The organism is Phaeovulum veldkampii DSM 11550, from assembly GCF_003034995.1.
Classification (GTDB): Bacteria; Pseudomonadota; Alphaproteobacteria; order Rhodobacterales; family Rhodobacteraceae; genus Phaeovulum; species Phaeovulum veldkampii.
The window spans coordinates 34,494-51,221 of record NZ_PZKF01000013.1; the positions used below are offsets into that span (position 1 = coordinate 34,494).

18 protein-coding genes are annotated in these 16,728 nt (G+C 67.1%); 7 read left to right on the forward strand and 11 right to left on the reverse strand.

Annotated elements, in window-relative coordinates; genetic code table 11:
* Positions 1–35: 35 nt before the first annotated feature.
* Genes C5F46_RS07230 through plsY form a run of 4 tightly spaced genes read left to right on the forward strand, consistent with a single transcriptional unit; the run spans position 36 to position 3,368 of the window.
* Positions 36–1,001 carry an aspartate carbamoyltransferase catalytic subunit gene (locus C5F46_RS07230; RefSeq protein WP_107324690.1) on the forward strand — a complete coding sequence of 322 codons (966 nt, stop codon included), beginning with the start codon at positions 36–38 and terminating at the stop codon, positions 999–1,001.
* Complete coding sequence (locus C5F46_RS07235) at positions 994–1,482, forward strand: hypothetical protein (RefSeq protein ID WP_107324691.1); 489 nt, start codon at positions 994–996, stop codon at positions 1,480–1,482. Before C5F46_RS07230 ends, C5F46_RS07235 begins: the two co-directional genes overlap by 8 nt.
* Positions 1,479–2,747 carry a dihydroorotase gene (gene pyrC, locus C5F46_RS07240; RefSeq protein ID WP_107324692.1) on the forward strand — a complete coding sequence of 423 codons (1,269 nt, stop codon included), beginning with the start codon at positions 1,479–1,481 and terminating at the stop codon, positions 2,745–2,747. The genes C5F46_RS07235 and pyrC overlap by 4 nt, the downstream gene beginning before the upstream one ends.
* 12 nt (positions 2,748–2,759) lie before the next feature.
* Entirely contained in the window at positions 2,760–3,368 is a 609-nt protein-coding gene (gene plsY, locus C5F46_RS07245; RefSeq protein WP_107324693.1) for a glycerol-3-phosphate 1-O-acyltransferase PlsY, read from the forward strand.
* An 87-nt stretch (positions 3,369–3,455) separates the two neighbouring features.
* On the opposite strand, the gene C5F46_RS07250 is transcribed toward plsY, so the two are convergent.
* Genes C5F46_RS07250 through C5F46_RS07260 form a run of 3 tightly spaced genes read right to left on the reverse strand, consistent with a single transcriptional unit; the run spans position 3,456 to position 6,103 of the window.
* Complete coding sequence (locus C5F46_RS07250) at positions 3,456–4,802, reverse strand: glutamate--cysteine ligase (protein WP_107324694.1); 1,347 nt, start codon at positions 4,800–4,802, stop codon at positions 3,456–3,458.
* 54 nt (positions 4,803–4,856) lie between these two features.
* Positions 4,857–5,381: a hypothetical protein gene (locus C5F46_RS07255; protein WP_235820112.1), complete on the reverse strand. Its 525-nt coding sequence runs from the start codon at positions 5,379–5,381 to the stop codon at positions 4,857–4,859.
* Positions 5,378–6,103 carry a 16S rRNA (uracil(1498)-N(3))-methyltransferase gene (locus C5F46_RS07260; protein ID WP_107324695.1) on the reverse strand — a complete coding sequence of 242 codons (726 nt, stop codon included), beginning with the start codon at positions 6,101–6,103 and terminating at the stop codon, positions 5,378–5,380. Before C5F46_RS07260 ends, C5F46_RS07255 begins: the two co-directional genes overlap by 4 nt.
* A gap of 12 nt (positions 6,104–6,115) precedes the next feature.
* Here C5F46_RS07260 and ubiA point away from each other — a divergent pair, with 12 nt between their 5' ends.
* From ubiA to C5F46_RS07275, 3 genes are all read left to right on the forward strand, one after another.
* Positions 6,116–7,087 carry a 4-hydroxybenzoate octaprenyltransferase gene (gene ubiA / locus C5F46_RS07265; protein WP_107324696.1) on the forward strand — a complete coding sequence of 324 codons (972 nt, stop codon included), beginning with the start codon at positions 6,116–6,118 and terminating at the stop codon, positions 7,085–7,087.
* A 61-nt stretch (positions 7,088–7,148) separates the two neighbouring features.
* A complete protein-coding gene (locus C5F46_RS07270; protein WP_107324697.1) occupies positions 7,149–9,395 on the forward strand; it encodes an OmpA family protein in 2,247 nt (748 codons plus the stop codon).
* A gap of 17 nt (positions 9,396–9,412) precedes the next feature.
* Positions 9,413–9,742: a hypothetical protein gene (locus tag C5F46_RS07275; protein WP_107324698.1), complete on the forward strand. Its 330-nt coding sequence runs from the start codon at positions 9,413–9,415 to the stop codon at positions 9,740–9,742.
* Positions 9,743–9,817: 75 nt separating this feature from the next.
* On the opposite strand, the gene C5F46_RS07280 is transcribed toward C5F46_RS07275, so the two are convergent.
* From C5F46_RS07280 to C5F46_RS07320, 8 genes are all read right to left on the reverse strand, one after another.
* Positions 9,818–10,270 (reverse strand): molybdenum cofactor biosynthesis protein MoaE, encoded by a 453-nt coding sequence (locus C5F46_RS07280; RefSeq protein ID WP_107324699.1) that lies wholly within the window; start codon positions 10,268–10,270, stop codon positions 9,818–9,820.
* 1 nt (position 10,271) lies between these two features.
* Positions 10,272–10,517 carry a molybdopterin converting factor subunit 1 gene (gene moaD / locus C5F46_RS07285; RefSeq protein WP_107324755.1) on the reverse strand — a complete coding sequence of 82 codons (246 nt, stop codon included), beginning with the start codon at positions 10,515–10,517 and terminating at the stop codon, positions 10,272–10,274.
* On the reverse strand, positions 10,517–11,143 hold the full coding sequence (pgsA, locus tag C5F46_RS07290) for a CDP-diacylglycerol--glycerol-3-phosphate 3-phosphatidyltransferase (RefSeq protein WP_107324700.1): 627 nt from the start codon (positions 11,141–11,143) through the stop codon (positions 10,517–10,519). Before pgsA ends, moaD begins: the two co-directional genes overlap by 1 nt.
* A 79-nt stretch (positions 11,144–11,222) precedes the next feature.
* The gene (locus C5F46_RS07295; RefSeq protein WP_107324701.1) at positions 11,223–11,666 is read right to left on the reverse strand and encodes a GNAT family N-acetyltransferase; all 444 of its coding nucleotides are present in this window, start codon (positions 11,664–11,666) and stop codon (positions 11,223–11,225) included.
* A gap of 3 nt (positions 11,667–11,669) precedes the next feature.
* Positions 11,670–13,556, reverse strand: a complete 1,887-nt coding sequence (uvrC, locus tag C5F46_RS07300) for an excinuclease ABC subunit UvrC (protein WP_107324702.1) — start codon at positions 13,554–13,556, stop codon at positions 11,670–11,672.
* Positions 13,557–13,866: 310 nt separating this feature from the next.
* A complete protein-coding gene (locus C5F46_RS07305) occupies positions 13,867–14,649 on the reverse strand; it encodes an SDR family oxidoreductase (protein ID WP_168796773.1) in 783 nt (260 codons plus the stop codon).
* Positions 14,646–15,608 (reverse strand): calcium/sodium antiporter, encoded by a 963-nt coding sequence (locus C5F46_RS07310; protein ID WP_107324703.1) that lies wholly within the window; start codon positions 15,606–15,608, stop codon positions 14,646–14,648. The genes C5F46_RS07305 and C5F46_RS07310 overlap by 4 nt, the downstream gene beginning before the upstream one ends.
* A 180-nt stretch (positions 15,609–15,788) precedes the next feature.
* Positions 15,789–16,592 carry a S49 family peptidase gene (locus C5F46_RS07320; RefSeq protein ID WP_168796778.1) on the reverse strand — a complete coding sequence of 268 codons (804 nt, stop codon included), beginning with the start codon at positions 16,590–16,592 and terminating at the stop codon, positions 15,789–15,791.
* Positions 16,593–16,728: the final 136 nt, after the last annotated feature.

Consider the following 16,728-nt stretch of genomic DNA (forward strand, 5'->3'; position numbering starts at 1 on the left):
CCATAAGCGCCCAAACCGTGAGTGGAGAGGCCGCGATGACATTCCGCGCCAGACACCTTTTGGGGATCGAGCATCTCGCCCCCGAAGAGATTCGCACCGTTCTTGATCTGGCCGACCGCTATGTGGAGTTGAACCGCCGGACGGTAAAGCGCACCGATGCGTTGGCAGGGCTGACCCAGATCAACATGTTCTTTGAAAACTCCACCCGCACACAGGCCAGTTTCGAACTGGCGGGCAAGCGGCTGGGCGCAGATGTGATGAACATGTCGGTCGCGCAGTCATCTGTGAAGAAGGGCGAGACCCTGATCGACACCGCGCTGACGCTGAACGCGATGCACCCTGACCTTTTGGTGGTGCGCCATCCCCAATCGGGCGCGGTGAACCTGCTGGCCTCCAAGGTCAACTGCGCGGTGCTGAACGCGGGCGACGGCAAGCACGAACACCCCACGCAGGCGCTGCTGGATGCGCTGACGATCCGCCGCGCCAAGGGCCGGATCCAGCGGCTGACGGTGGCGATCTGCGGCGACATCGCGCATAGCCGGGTGGCGCGGTCAAACCTGTTGCTGCTGGGCAAGATGGAAAACCGCGTGCGCCTGATCGGGCCGCCCACGTTGATGCCCGCAGGCGTCGCCGACTTTGGCTGCGAGGTTTATGACGACATGCAGGCCGGTCTTGAGGGCGCCGATGTGGTGATGATGCTGCGGCTTCAGAAAGAACGGATGGACGGCGGCTTCATCCCGTCGGAACGCGAATATTACCACCGCTACGGACTGGATGCCGAAAAACTGACCCATGCCAAACCCGACGCCATCGTGATGCACCCCGGCCCGATGAACCGCGGGGTCGAAATCGACGGCGAACTGGCCGATGACATCAACCGCAGCGTGATTCAGGATCAGGTGGAAATGGGCGTCGCCGTCCGTATGGCCTGCATGGACCTTCTGGCGCAGAACCTGCGCGCCGAACGCGGCCGCGCCGCGTTGGGGGAAACATATGCCTAGGATCGAACGCGACCCCGTCCTGAACTATCGCCCCGGCCCGGCCTCGGAGCTGCCCTTGTCCGAGGGCGAGCCGGTTCTGGCCGTCTTCCCCGCTGACCGGCGCCGATACTGGTCCGATCACGCCGCCATGTCGGGCGTGGGCGTGGCTGCCTGCATTCTGATTCTGCCGTTCTTCGGCAAGGCCGACCAGATCCTGATCGCCAGCGCCGGTGTGATCGCGGCGATTTTCGCGCGCGGCGCCTTCCTCGCCTCCGAAGCGTTCGCCCGGCGCTGGCAGTTGACCGACCGCCGCCTGATCGGCCCGCAGGGTCGGCAGGTGATGCTGCTGGAAATCGAAACCGTCCGCCGCCTGATGGGCGATGTGCAGGTGGTCACGAAAGACGGCGCAAAACACCTGATCAAGCATCTGGCCGACAGTCAGGCCGTGCTGACCGAGATTCTCGATGCCCGCGACGCCCGGGCCAAGGTGGTGACCGAATGATCCTGCTGCAAAACGCCCGCCTGATCGACCCCGCGGCCCTGACCGAAACCATCGGCAGCCTGCTGATCGAGGGCGAGACCATCGCGGCCTTGGGCGACATCGCCGCCCCTGACGGCGCGCAAATCATCGACTGCGGCGGCAAATGCCTGGCGCCCGGCATCGTGGACCTTGGCGTGAAAATCGGCGAGCCGGGCGAACGGCACCGCGAATCGTTTCGCTCGGCAGGGCGGGCGGCGGCGGCGGGCGGCGTGACCACGATCATCGCCCGCCCCGACACCCTGCCCGCGATCGACAGCCCCGAAACGCTGGAATTCGTCACCCGCCGCGCCGCCGAGGCCGCGCCCGTCCGTATCCGCCACATGGCCGCGCTGACCAAGGGCCGCGAGGGCCGCGAGATGACCGAGATCGGCTTTCTGCTCGACGCAGGCGCCGTGGCCTTTACCGATTGCGACCATGTGGTGACCAATACCAAGGTTCTGTCGCGTGCGCTGACCTACGCCCGCAGCCTTGGCGCGCTGGTGATCGGCCACCCCCAAGACCCCGGCCTGTCGGCGGGCGCCGCTGTCACCTCAGGCAAATTTGCCTCGCTTCGCGGCCTGCCCGGCGTGTCGCCGCTGGCCGAACGGATGGGGTTTGACCGCGACATGGCGCTGATCGAGATGACCGGCGCGCGCTATCACGCCGATCAGATCACCACCGCCCGCACCCTGCCCGCGCTGGAACGCGCCAAGGCCAACGGGCGGGACGTGACGGCGGGCGTCTCGATCCACCATCTGACGCTGAACGAATTTGACGTGGGTGATTACCGCACCTTCTTCAAGCTGACGCCGCCCCTGCGGTCCGAGGATGACCGGCAGGCGGTGGTTGCGGCGGTGGCCTCGGGGCTGATCGACGTGATCAGTTCGATGCACACCCCGGCGGACGAGGAATCAAAGCGCCTGCCGTTTGAAGAGGCCGCATCGGGCGCGGTCGCGCTGGAAACCTTCCTGCCCGCGGCGATGCGGCTCTTCCACGCAGGCGCCCTGAGCCTGCCGCAACTGTTCCGTGCCATGGCGCTGAACCCCGCGCGGCGGCTTGGCCTGCCGCAAGGGCAGCTTTCACAGGGCGCCCCGGCCGATCTGGTGCTGTTCGACCCCGATGCGCCCTTCGTGCTCGACCGCTTCGCGCTGCACTCCAAATCAAAGAATACCCCCTTCGACGGGCAACGCATGGAGGGCCGGGTGCTTGCCACATTCGTCGGGGGCAGGCAGGTATATGCCGCGTAACGGAGGGATGCGATGCCTGTGATCGAAAGCAGTTTGGCCGTTCTGGCGGCAGTGGCGGTGCTTGGCTACCTGCTGGGGTCGATCCCTTTCGGCGTGGTCATCACCAAGGCACTGGGGCTTGGCGACCTGCGCCAGATCGGCTCGGGCAACATCGGCGCGACCAACGTGCTGCGCACCGGCAACAAGGCGGCGGCGGCGGCCACACTGATCCTCGACGGCGCCAAGGGCGCAGTCGCCGTGCTGATCGCGCGGGCGCTGTTTGCCGAAGACGCCGCGCAACTGGCGGGCGCCACCGCCTTTCTGGGTCACCTGTTCCCGGTCTGGCTCGGGTTCCGGGGGGGCAAGGGCGTGGCCACCTTCCTCGGCACGCTGCTGGCGCTGGCCTGGCCGCTGGGGGCTGCGGCCTGTGCCACATGGCTTGTGACCGCCGCGCTCACCCGCATCTCGTCGCTTTCGGCGCTGGTCGCCGCCTCGGCCGCGGTGCCGCTGGCCTGGGCGCTGGGCCATGGCGATGCGGCCCTGCTGGCCGCGGCGCTCGCCGCGCTGGTGTTCCTGCGCCACAAGGCCAACATCGGCCGCATCCTTGCGGGAACCGAACCAAAGATCGGCAAGAAATCCTGACGCTTTTCAACTTGGCTGAAATATCCTCGGGGGGAGCCGCCTTGAAAAGGCGGCCGGGGGGCAGACGGCCCCCCGCCGCGCCGCCCCTCAGTAGCGGGTGGCTTGATAAACGCGGCTGATGTCGCCGCCCCAGTCACCCGCATAAAGGTCAAGCAGCCGGTCGGCCTGCACCTTGCCCGCCGCCGCGCTGGCGTGCAGCACGTCCAGATAGCGCTCCTCGCCCAGGCCCCGTGCCTTCAGCCCGGCATGGGCAATCTCCAGCACTTCGCGCGCCAGCGGCAGCAGGGCCACTCCGCCCGCCTGCCCCTGCAACCCCGAAACCGAGGCCGCAACCCGCAGCCCCTCGCGGGTGGCATGGTCCCAGCGCCTGACCAGATCCCAGGCGGCATCCAGCGCAGACTGATCATACAGCAGCCCGACCCAAAAGGCTGGCAGTGCATCCAGATGCGCCTGATCGCCCGCATCCGCGCCCCGCATTTCAAGGTATTTCTTCACCCGCGCCTCGGGGAACACGGTCGTCATGTGATCGGCCCAGTCCGACAGGGTGGGCTGTTCGCCGGGCAGCGCGGGCAGCCTGCCATCCAGAAAATCCCGGAAAGACTGGCCCAGCGCGTTGATATATTGGCCGTCGCGGTAGACGAAATACATCGGCACATCGAGCACCCAGTCCACATAGGCCTGATAGCCCATGCCCTCATCAAAGGCAAAGGGCAGCATCCCGGTGCGGCTGGCATCCAGATCGCGCCAGATGCGGCTGCGCCAGCTTTTGTGGCCATTGGGCTTGCCCTCGAAAAAGGGCGAGCTGGCAAACAGCGCCGTTGCCACCGGCTGCAAGGCCAGCGACACGCGCAGCTTTTCCACCATGTCGGCCTCGGACGCGTAATCGAGGTTCACCTGCACCGTGCAGGTGCGATACATCATCTGCGTGCCGTGGGTGCCCACGCGGCCCATGTAATCGGTCATCAGCCGATAGCGGCCCTTGGGCATCACCGGCATATCGCCGTGCCGCCAGACGGGGGCGGCGCCAAGGCCCGCAAAGGCCACGCCTATCGGCTCGGCCACCGCTCGCACCTCGACCAGATGCGCGGCGGTTTCGGCGGCCACCTGATGCAGGGTTTCCATCGGCGCGCCCGACAGTTCCAGTTGCCCGCCCGGTTCAAGGCTGACATTGGCGCCATCGCGGGTCAGCCCGATGATATGGCCCTGCTCCAGAACCTCGGTCCAGCCAAAGCGGTCGCGCAACCCCTCCAGCACGGCCCGCACGCTGGCCGGCCCGTCATAGGGCAACGGCGCAAGCGAGCCGGACAGATAGCCGAATTTCTCGTGTTCGGTGCCGATGCGCCACTGGTGTTTCGGCTTTTCGCCCGCGGCCATATACTCGGCCAGTTGCGAAAACCGCTCGATCGGGCCGCCGCCCGCTTGAGGAATGGACATGGGGCGGCCTCCGGTCGCAGTTTCCTGAGCGCCACAGGTGGCGCGCGGCGCCGCTCAAGTCAAGGCCGCGTGACCCGGTCTTTGCCACAGCGCGCGCACCGTTCCCTGTGCGGGGCCGCGCAATGCCGCTGAGGAAACCTGCGCCATGTCGATGCCGGGCAGGCTGGTGAAGGCGTCAAACAGCCGGTCGGCCCCTGCGGCGCCCACCGGGATCAGCAGCGCCTGGCCGTCGGCCTGCTTCAGCCGCCAGTGCGCCGCGCCGTTGATCGTGATCACCCGGATCTCGACCAGTTCGCGCAGCGCGACAAACCCGCCCGCACCGGGGCCAAAATAGGCGATCTGACCTTCGACCACCTCCACCACGCCCGGCCCGCCGCTGCCCAGGCGGGCAAAGCGCATCCGGCGCAGCGCGACCACTGCCCAGCCCAGCCCCGCAAGCGCCGCCACCGCGCCCAGCCCCTCCATCAGCCAGCCGCCGCGAGTCAAAAGCCACCCCCCCGCACCGATGGTCGCCACAGCCCCCGCAACCTCGCGCCAGCGCGACAGCCATGCCAGCGCCTCGGGGCGGAAAAAGCTCATTTCCAGTCGCCCAAGGCGGTCTGCCACAGCGTCAGCGCGGCGCAGGCGGCAGTATCGGCGCGCAGGATGCGCGGGCCCAGGCTGACCGGGGTGACGTAGGGCGCCGCCCCCAGTCGCGCGCGTTCGGCAGGGGAAAAGCCGCCCTCAGGGCCGATCAGAACAGCCCAAGGCCCCGGCGGCAGCCCGGCCAGTGTCTGCGCCGGGCCCAGACGCGATTCGTCGGCCCACAGGATGCGGCGCGCATCGTCCCAGCCATCCAGCAGCCGCGCCAGCGGCATCAGGTCGGCCACCTCGGGCACATAGGTGCCGCCGCATTGTTCGGCGGCCTCCAGCGCATGGGCTTGCAGCCGGTCCTGCCGGATGCGTTCGGCATTGGTGTAATCGGTCTGCACCGGCAGGATGCGCGCAGCGCCCAGTTCCGCGGCCTTTTCGACAATGAAATCGGTGCGCGCCTTCTTGATCGGGGCGAACATCAGCCACAGGTCGGGCGGGTCCATCTGTGGCGCGGTCTGCACCTCGGGCGTCAGTTCCCCGCCGCGCTTACCCGCTGCGGTGACGGTGGCGCGCCACTCGCCCTGCCGCCCGTTGAACACCAGCAGCGCATCGCCCGGCGCCAGCCGCATCACCCCGAACAGGTAATGCGCCTGATCCGCCGTCAGCGGAAGCGGTTGCCCCGCCCCAAGCGGGTGGTCTAGATGAAGCCTGATCCGTGCCGTCGCCATGGAGGGCAATCTATGACCCCGATCCCCAAAACGCCAGAGCCCGCCGCAGCCGGAATTGTGGCCGATGCGCCACGCGACAACTGGGTGGACCGTTACGCCCCCGCCGCGTGGCGGCCCTATCTGCGGTTGGCCCGCGCTGACCGGCCAATTGGCACCTGGCTGTTGCTGATCCCTTGCCTTTGGGGGGTGGCGCTGGCCGCCGCCGCCGATGCGCCGCGGCTGTTCGATCTGTGGATCGTGGCGGGCTGCACCATCGGCGCGTTTCTGATGCGCGGCGCTGGCTGCACCTGGAACGATATCACCGACCGCAACTTTGACGGCGCGGTGGCGCGCACCCGGTCGCGCCCGATCCCGTCGGGGCAGGTCAGCGTGAAACAGGCGGTGGCCTTCATGGTGGCGCAGGCGCTGGCGGGCGCGGTGATCCTGTTCACCTTCAACTGGGCGGCCATCGGGCTGGGCATCCTGTCGCTGGCGTTGGTGGCGATCTACCCGTTCGCCAAGCGGTTCACCTGGTGGCCGCAGGCGTTTCTGGGGCTTGCCTTCAACTGGGGCGCGCTGCTGGCCTGGGCGGCGCATGGCGGCGACCTTAGCCTTGCGCCGGTGCTGCTTTACGCCTCGGGCATCGTCTGGACGCTGTTCTACGACACGATCTATGCCCATCAAGACAAGGACGATGACGCGCTGATCGGCGTGAAATCAACCGCGCGGCTTTTTGCCGACCAGACCCCGCTGTGGCTGACCCGGTTTCTGATCACCGCGGTTTTGTTGATGACCGGCGCGGTTCTGGTGGCGATATTGCCCACCGGCGATCCGCTGAAGCTGGTTCTGGGGGTGGCCGCGCCGTGGATTTTCGGCTGGCACATGCTGTGGCAGATCCGGCATCTGGATATCGACAATCCCGATACCTGCCTGCGGCTGTTCCGGTCCAGCCGTGATACCGGGCTGCTGGCTGCGCTGTTTCTTGCCGCCGCGGCGCTGGCCTGATTGAACCGGCGGCGGGCGCCGCTTAAGCAGAGACAGGCGAAACCACCGAAGGCGGCATCTGATGCAACTTGGCCCCAAGATCGTGACCGGCACCGCGTTTGCGCTGGCGCTGGTTCTGTCTGCGGTGATCGCAGGCGGCGCCGCCACGCTGATCGAGCAAGCCTCGCGCAAGGCGGTTCGTATCGGGCTGGAGGCCGCAGGCCAATCCTGGGTCACGGTGGATGCCGACGGGGTGCAAGTGATTCTGTCGGGCGAGGCCCCGACCGAGGCGCGGCGCTTTCGCGCGCTGACCGTGGCGGGAACCTTGGTCGAGGCCAGCCGGATCGTGGACATGACCGAGGTGAAAACCGCCGAGGCCCTCGCCCCGCCCGAATTTTCGCTGGAAATCCTGCGCAATGACGACGGCATTTCGTTGATCGGTCTGGTGCCCAAGGAAACCGACCGCGACGCGCTGCTGGGCGATCTCAAACGGCTGGCCCGCGATGCTGCCGTGACCGACATGCTGGAAAGTGCCGATTACCCGGTGCCCGAAGGCTGGGACAGCGCGCTGACCTTTGGCACGGCGGTGCTGAAATCGCTGCCGCGCTCCAAGATATCAATCTCGGCCACGCGGGTGGCGGTGACGGCGATCACCGACAGCGCCGCCGAAAAGGCCCGGATCGAGGCCGACCTGAAACGGCGCAAACCGGCGCGGCTGGATCTGGCGCTGGACATCTCGGCGCCGCGCCCGGTGATCACGCCCTTCACCCTGCGCTTTCTGATCGACGCGCGCGGCGCGCGGTTCGACGCCTGTTCCGCCGACACCAACCGCGCGCGGACCCGGATTCTGGCGGCCGCCCGCGTGGCAGGCATCACCGGCACCCCCAATTGCACCGTGGGCATGGGCGTGCCCAGCCCGGCATGGGCCGACGCGGTCGTGATGGGGCTGGATGCGATGAAACAGTTGGGCGCCGGGTCGATCACCTTTTCGGATGCCGACATTTCGCTGATCGCCGCCGAAACCGTGCCGCAGGATGTGTATGACAGGGTCGTGGGCGAGTTGGAATCGAACCTGCCCGAGGTGTTTTCGCTAAAGGCCGTGCTGACGCCAAAGCCGGTCAGCGCCGCGTCGGGCCCGCCCGAGTTTTCGGCCACACTGACCCCGCATGGCCAGATTCAGTTGCGCGGCCGTCTGAGCGATGATCGCCAGCGCGAAGCGGTCGAAAGCTTTGCCCGCGCCCGCTTTGGCGACAAATCGGTCTATGGGGCGACCCGGCTTGATCCGGGGCTGCCCGCAGGCTGGCCGGTGCGGGTGCTGGCCGCGCTTGAGGCGCTGGACCAGATGGCGCAGGGCCGGGTCGTGGTGCAGCCTGATCTGGTGCGGCTGGAGGGCGTCAGCGGAGACCCGCAGGGGTCGGACACGGTAGCCCGCATCCTGACCGCCCGGCTGGGCGAAGGCGCACGGCTGGATCTGTCGGTGCGCTATGACAGGCGGCTTGATCCGGTGCTGGGCCTGCCCACCGGCCCCGAATGCGTGGCCGACCTGAACGCAGCCCTGGCCGTGGCCAAGATTACCTTCGAGCCGGGCTCGGCGGTGATTACCGCCGAAGCAGCGGGCGCGCTCGACGGATTGGCCGATATCATGAAAAAATGCACCGACTATCCAATGCAGGTGGGTGGCCATACCGACAGCCAGGGCCGTGAAGAGATGAACCTTGTGCTGTCACAGGACCGGGCGCAGGCGGTGATCGCAGCGCTGGAGGCGCGCCGGGTGCTGACGGGCAACCTGACCGCACAGGGCTTTGGCGAAACCACCCCGATCGACGACAACGGCACCGAGGCCGGCCGCGAGGCGAACCGGCGGATCGAGTTTGCGTTGCTGGGTGAACCCGAGGCGCCTGTGACGCCCCCCTCGGCAGGGCCGGACACGCCGAACAGCACAGAGCCGGTTCCGCCGGCGCAGGCCGAAGAATCCGTCGTGGCACCCGAGCAGCCCGCCCCCCCCGATCTGCTGCGCCCGCCCGCCCGGCCCGCCACCACACCCGAGACCCCTGCCACGGCAGGGCCTTCGGCAGAAACGCCCCGGCCCGAAGCGGCCCCGCCCCCCGAGGCGCCGACCACCGGCCCCGTCGACGCCACGCAAGACGCCCCTGCCGCCACCGAAACGGCCCCCGCCGAGGCGTTGCCTGCGCGTGACCCGGCCAACCCGGCCCCGGCGCCGGAACTGGCTGCTCCGCCGCCCGTGCTGGTCCCTGCGCGGACGGTCGAGGTGGCAAAACCCGGCCCCGATACGCCCCGCCCTACCCCGCGCCCCACCCCCCAGAACTGAACCGGCAGGACACCGACATGAACCGAGAACAATTCATCCTCGTCACCGCCGTCGTGCTGTTTGTGGCCTTCAGTCTGGGCTGGTTCGCCTCGTGGCTGCTGCACCGGCTGACGCGGGTGACCCGCGCCGACATGGGCGAACTGGAGCAGATGGCGCAAGCTCTGCACGAAGCCGAAGAAGCCCGCGACGAGGCGCTGAGCTTCATGGAAAACCGTGAGACCGAACTGGTCAGCCAGATCAGCCAGACCGAGGCTGAACTGCGCGCCGCGATGGACGGGCTGCGCGATGCCCGCCACGAGATCGAGGAACTGCGCGCCTATATCGAGCGGATGAATGCCCGCGACTGACTTGGGCATCGGGCCTGCGCCTTGCCGGGCAGATGCCCCCGATCACACCCGCCGCACCGGCGGAACGGCAGCAACCTACGGTTCTGAACGCCAGCGGCCCAGCGCCGCCTCGTCGCCCTCTTTGGCGACGACCCAGGCTGCGCCCGCGGGGCCGATTTCCTTTTTCCAGAAAGGCGCGCGGGATTTGAGGTAATCCATCAGAAACTCGGCCGCGGCAAAGGCCGCAGCCCGGTGCCGGGCGGCGGTGGCCACCGCCATGATCGGCTCGCCCACTGCGAGTCGGCCAAAGCGGTGGATCACACGGGCATCGGCCAGCGCCCAGCGGGCCATTGCCTGGCTGATGATGGCGGAAATTGCGCTTTCGGTCATGCCGGGGTAATGCTCGATCTCCAGCGCCTGCATCTGGCCGCTGTCATCGCGCACAAGGCCGGTAAAACTGACCACCGCGCCCACATCGGCCCGGCCTGCACCAAAGCCCGCCAGAAATGCGGCCGGGTCGAACGGGGCAGATTGCACGGTGACGCGCACCCTAGCCCCCGGTCATTGGCGGAAAGAACGCCACCTCGCGCACACCCGCGAGAGGCGCGTCGAAATCGGCAAGCACCTGATCCACCGCCACGCGGACCGCCGACAGGTCGGCGAACGCTGCGGCATAGCGCGGCTCGCGCGCGATCAGTTCATCCACCAGCGCGGCGACGGTGGGGGCAGCCGTGTCCACCTGCTCGGTCGCAACGCCGGTGCGTTCGCGGACCCAGGCGAAATACAGCACCGTGATCACTGCGGCGCCCCCCTCAGATAGGGCAGCGACTTGCGGAAATAGTCCCACCCCGTCACCAGCGTCAGCGCCGCTGCGATCCAGATCAGGGCAAGGCCCGCATGGTTGGCCAGATCGGCAGGTGACAGGCCGGTGGGCAGATCGCCCTCGCCCGCGCGCGGCGCGCGGCCGGTTTCCAGATAATCAAGCCCGGTGCCCAGAAACAGCACCGAGATCGCCACCATCTGCGCCGTGGTCTTCCATTTCGCCAGCTTGGTGACCTTCAGCTTGCCCGCCTCGGCCCCCAGAAACTCACGCAGGCCCGACACGAACACCTCGCGGAACAGGATCACGGTGACGGGCAGGATCAGCCAGGGGTTCATGCCCGAATAGCCGGTGATCACCACCAGCGCGATCACAACCATCGCCTTGTCTGCGATCGGGTCCATCGCGGCGCCAAAGCGGCTTTCCTGTTTCCAAAGCCGGGCGAGATAGCCATCGAACCAGTCGGTGACGGCCGCCCCGATGAACAGCGCCAGCGCAAACCAGTCGGCCCAGGGTCGTTGGAAATACAAGAACATCACCGCAACGCCGGGCGCGGCGAGCAGGCGCAGGACGGTCAGGATATTTGGCAGCGTCCATTTCATGCGCGCACCCTAGCGGGGGATGGGCCGAAGGGAAAGAGGGCGAAGCCCGGCGCGACGATGTGGGCCGGGCGGGCGGCGGTCAGGGGCGGGCATCGTAGGTGAGCCAGCGCGTGGCCTGCGCAAGGCTGTCATAAAGCACGCGGGCAGGCACATTGTCATCAGCGGTGATCCAGCGCAGCACGCTCCAGCCGCGGGCGGCGGTCTCGGCGCGCAAGGCCTCGATCAGCGCACGCGCCACGCCCTGCCCCCGCGCCTCGGGCGCCACGAACAGGTCATCCAGAAACCCGCCGGTGCTGGCCGACAGGGGGCGCGCAAAGGGCCGGAAATGCGCAAGCCCCAGCAGCGCACCGTCGGGCGCCACGGCCAGCCGCGCCTCGACCTCATGCGCCGGGTCGATGACCCAGCCCCAGACACGGGCGCGCATCTCGGGCGTCTGGTCAACCCGGTAAAAGGCGGCATAGCCGGCATAAAGCCGTTCCCACGCGGGGCGGTCCTCGGGGCGGGGCGGACGGATCAGAGGCATGGCTCAGCCTTTCGCGTTGAAGAAATCGTAGATCGTCTGCGCCATCGCCTCCGAAATGCCGGGCACGGCCTGAAGATCGGTCAGCCCGGCCCGCGCCACCGCCTTGGCCGATCCGAAATGCGCCAGCAGCGCGCGTTTGCGCGTGGCCCCCACGCCGGGGATTTCGTCCAGCGGCGTGGCGCTGATCGCCTTGGTGCGGCGCGCCCGATGCGCGCCGATTGCCCAGCGGTGCGCCTCGTCGCGCAGGCGCTGGATGAAATACAGAACCGGGTCGTTCATCCGCAGCGCAAAGGGTGGCGCGCCGGGGCGGTAAAATTCCTCCTTGCCGGCGTCACGGTCCACCCCCTTGGCCACGCCGATCATCGGGATATCCTCGACGCCCATCTCGTCCATGATCTGCGCCACCGCAGACACCTGCCCCGCGCCGCCGTCGATCAGCAACAGGTCAGGCCAGGCGCCGGTTTCGCGGTCGGGGTCTTCTTTCAGCAGGCGGGCAAAGCGGCGCGTCAGCACCTCTTTCATCATCCCGAAATCGTCGCCGGGTGTCAGTTCATCGCCGCGGATGTTGAACTTGCGATACTGGCTTTTGACAAAGCCCTCGGGCCCGGCCACCACCATGCCGCCCACGGCATTGGTGCCCTGAATGTGGCTATTGTCGTAAATTTCGATCCGTCGCGGCGCGGCCTCCAGCCCGAAGGCTTCGGCCAGCCCCTCCAGCAACCGCGCCTGCGCGACGCTTTCGCTCATCTTGCGGGCAAGGCTTTCGCGGGCGTTGCGGGCGGCATTTTCCACCAGTTCGGCCTTTTCGCCCCGCTGCGGCACCGCGATCTCTACCTTGCGCCCGGCGCGGTCCGACAAAAGCTGCACCATCAGGTCTTCATCCTCGATCGGATGCGACAGCAGGATCAGCCGCGGCGGCGTCTTGTCATCGTAGAACTGGGCCAGAAACGCCTCCAGCACCTCGGCCTCTTCGGCGCCCGAGCCGGTCTTGGGGTAATAGTCGCGGTTGCCCCAGCTTTGGTTCGCGCGGATAAAGAATACCTGCACACAGGCCGCCCCACCCTCCATGTGCAGCGCCACCACATCGGCCTCGGCCACGCCGCGGGGGTTGATGCCCTGCGCGCTTTGCACCTGCGTCAACGCGCGGATACGGTCGCGCAGCGCAGCGGCGCGTTCAAATTCCATCGCGGCGCTGGCCGCGGCCATCTCGGCCGCCAGATCCTCTTGCACGCGGGTCGATTTGCCTTGCAGGAACCGCTCGGCATCGCTGACCAGCGCGGCATAGTCGGCGACCGTGACCTTGCCCACACAGGGGCCCGCGCACCGCTTGATCTGAAACAGCAGGCAGGGCCGGGTGCGGCTTTCAAAGACCGAATCCGAACAGGTGCGCAGCAGAAAAACCCGCTGCAACTGGTTCAGCGTGCGGTTCACCGCGCCCGCGCTGGCAAAGGGGCCGTAATAGTCGCCTGTTTCGGTTTTTGCCCCGCGATGCTTCTTGATCTGGGGGAAAGCGTGCCCCTTGGCGACCAGAATGTTGGGAAACGATTTGTCGTCGCGCAACAGCACGTTGTAGCGCGGCTTCAACTGCTTGATCAGGTTCTGTTCCAGCAGCAGCGCCTCGGTTTCGGTGCGCGTGGTCAGAAACATCATGCTGGCGGTTTCGCGGATCATCCGCGCAATGCGCCCCGAATGCCCCGAGGGGCGGGCATAGTTCGACACCCGAGCGCGCAGGTTACGCGCCTTGCCGACGTAAAGCACCCGCGCCTCGGCATCCAGCATCCGGTAAACGCCGGGCGAACCGTCAAGCGTTTTCACATAGTTCTGGATCAGCGCATGGCCGGTCAGCGCAGCGGCTGTGGCGGGCGTTTCGGGGTCAGGATTTTCATGCATGGCGATACTTCGATTCCGTCTTTCCGGCTGCACTGTGGAGCGCACAAAGGCAAGAGAAAAGCTGTCCACGGTTTTTGTGGATAACTCTGTTGGAAAGTTTGCAGGAGAGCCGAATTTCCGTGGATTCGAGGGGTGTTCAGCGGCTTGCCCAAAAAAAAGGCAGTCCCACAAGATACTGAAATGAAAAGGGAATAAAAGTTACTTTGAGCAAGGCCCTGAATCTATTGGCAGATTCATAACGATTCGGTAACAGCTCTGCGCCGGGTGGACAAGTCAACCCCGCGGCGCTGCGTCAACTTCGGTTTCGGCGCTATTCCGGCCCCAGAACATCGGGCGTCTGCCAGCCCAGATGCTGGCCGCCATCGACACACAGCATCTGCCCGGTCACTGCAGGCGCATCCAGAAAATAGCCCAGCGCCGCGCAAATCCCCTCGGGGTCGGCACCACGTTGCAGCACCGTGGCTGCGCGCTGGCGGGCGAAATGCTCTGCGCTTTGGCGCGCGCCTTGCAGCGTCGGGCCGGGGCCGATGGCATTGACCCGGATATCGGGCGCCAGCGCCTGTGCCGCGGTGCGCGTCAGCGCCCACAGCCCCATCTTGGCCAGCGTATAGGTCATGAATTCGGGGGTCAGCTTCAGCACCCGCTGGTCGATCAGGTTGACCACCAGCGCGCGCGCCACCGGTTCGCCCCCGTGATGGGCGGCCTTGGGCGCCTGCGCGGCAAAGGCCTGCGTCAGCACGAATGGCGCCCGAAGGTTCGATTCAATGTGCCGATCCCAACTGGTGCGGGTGGCGGTGTGGATCGTGTCGTATTCAAAGATCGAGGCGTTATTGACCAGCACCGTCAGCGGATGGCCCAGCGCCGCGGCGGCGCGCGCCACCAGCGTTGCGGTCTGCGCCTCGTCCAGCAGATCGGCCTGCACGGTAACCGCTTGCACCCCCAGCGCGCGGGCCTCGGCGGCCACGGCCTCGGCCTCCACGTCGGAACTGGCATAGTGTATGGCCACGTCATGCCCGCGCCCCGCCAGATACAGCGCCATCTCCCGGCCCAGCCGCCGCGCGCCACCGGTGACAAGGGCCGCACGCTGCATCATGTAAAACCCACCATCAGAACGCCAACATACAAGGCATAAAGCGCCACAAAGGCCAGCCCGGTCGCCCGCCCAATCGACCAGCGCCGAAAGATGATCGGCCCCAACAACAGCGTGATCCCCAGCATCACCCACAGGTCAAAGCGCAGCATCTGCGCGGGCACCGCCATGGGGCTGATCAGCCCCGCAACACCAATGATTCCCAGCAGGTTGAACACGTTGGAACCGAGCACATTGCCCATCGCCACATCGGCCCGCCCCTTGATCGCCGCCATCACCGAAGCAGACAGCTCGGGCAGCGAGGTTCCGACCGCCACCAGCGTCAGCCCGATCACCGTTTCGCTGACGCCAAAGGCGCGGGCGATATTGCTGGCACCGTCCACCAGCAGATCGGCGCCGATCGGCAGCCCCACCAGCCCCAGAGCCAGAAAGATCAGGATCTTGGCCCAGGGCATCTGGTCCTCGAACACCGGCACATCAGATCCGGTCGCGGCGGCACTTTGCGCCGCGCGATGGGCCAGCGCGTCGCGGATCTGATCGCCCAGCATCAGCGCCAACCCCGCCAGAAGCACCAGCGCATGGGGCCACCCGATCGGTCCAAGAAAAGAAATCACGATGAACAGCACCGCGGTAGCCAGCATCACCAGATAGCTTTTGCGCAGATCATCTTGGTCAGTGCGAATCGTGGCGATCAGCGCCGGCAGGCCCAGCACCAGCAGGATGTTGGCCGTGTTCGAGCCCACCACATTGCCCAGCGCAATGCCTGCCTGCCCTTCCAGCGCGGCCGCAACCGACACCATCAATTCGGGCGCCGAGGTGCCGAAGGCCACCACCGTCAGGCCCACGATCAGCGCAGGTATCCCCAGCCGCCGCGCCAAGCCGACAGCGCCGCGCACCAGAAAATCGCCGGCGACGACCAGCAGAGCCAGCCCGCCGACGATGTGAAGCAGATCCGATGTCAAGATCGATTTCTCCTGTCAGGGCCACCACAGCTGCATGGCCCGCGCCCAATCATCGGGCGCCCGCAGTCAGGGCATTTCCCGCGCCGGGTCATGCCAACAAGCGGCGGCAGACGCAATTTCCCGAAGATCGCCAGAACAGCCATCACCACAAGAAACAGCGAAACAATCTTCAGCAACATGTCACAGCCCGTAACGCGCCCAAAGCGCGCGCTCGTCGGCAGCCTCGATCAGCGCACCCGCGGCGCTGGCGCCAAGGCGGCGAAACCACGATTTGCGAAGGCCATAGGGCACCAGTTTCACCTTGTCACCATACAGCGCCTTGAGCTTGGGCACCGGATGGGCCAGCCCGTCGATCAGCCCCAGATCGGTCGCCTCGGCCCCCAGCCAGACATCGCCGGTGAACAGATCGCGCCCCCCGGCCAACTTTGCGCCGCGCCGGGCGCGGACATGGGCCTTGAAGGCCGCGTGCATCGGCTCCAACAGGCGGTGCAGACGCTCCACATCCTCGGGTTTTTCGGGGCGGAACGGGTCCATGAAGCTTTTTGACGTGCCCGCGGTATGCACCCGCCGCTCGATCCCATAGCGTTCGATCAGCCCGGCAAAGCCGAACCCTGCCGAAATCACGCCGATCGAGCCGACAACCGAGGTGACATCGGCCCAGATGTCATCGGCGGCGGTGGCCAGCCAATAGCCGCCTGAGGCGGCCACATCCTCGACAAATGCATGCACCGGGGTGCCGTGTTCCTCGGCCAGCCGCCGCACCCGTGCCGCGATCAGCGAGGATTGCACCGGCGAACCGCCCGGCGAATTGACGATCAGCGCCACCGCCGCATGGCGGCCCGGCCTGAACGCGCGTTCGATCAGCGGCGCCAGCGCCGCATCCGACAGGCCGGCAGAACCGGGCCGAACAGCGCCAATGGCGCCCTCCAGCCGGATCAGCGCCACGCTTGCGGGTTTGCTGACAAAGGGAATGAGGTGTTTGATGTCCATGTCCTCGATCTAGGCTGCGTCCTGCGCCGGAACAAGCGGCGACTGGAAAAATCCGCAGCAGGGCGCGCCCGGCCCGGTCGCAAAGCCGCCGCGCAAGGTCGGGCGCGGGCGTTGCAAGGGCGCGACTTCG